A 239-nucleotide genomic window follows, 5' to 3' on the forward strand; every position below is an offset into this window, starting at 1 on the left:
CCACAGCGCCGCACCCGTGGCCACGAGGGCAGCAAGTAGTCCGGCGAGCACACCGACGAAGCCTGCCCACGGCAACGCCTCGTACGCACGCCCGGTGGCAGCACCCAGGATCGACGAGCCCATGTAGTAGCAGAACACGTACATGCTGGAGGCCTCCGCACGGTCGCGCTCGGCGATGAGCCCAACCCAACCGGATGCCGTGGAGTGCAGCGCGAAGAAGCTGGCGGTGAACGCCAAGA

Annotated in this window: 1 pseudogene; it reads right to left on the reverse strand. The window is 67.4% G+C overall.

What is annotated here, in order from left to right:
• Positions 1 to 239, reverse strand: a pseudogene (locus QP119_RS11670) (MFS transporter); the annotation flags it as partial.

This window comes from Corynebacterium frankenforstense (assembly GCF_030211955.1).
Classification (GTDB): Bacteria; Actinomycetota; Actinomycetes; order Mycobacteriales; family Mycobacteriaceae; genus Corynebacterium; species Corynebacterium frankenforstense_A.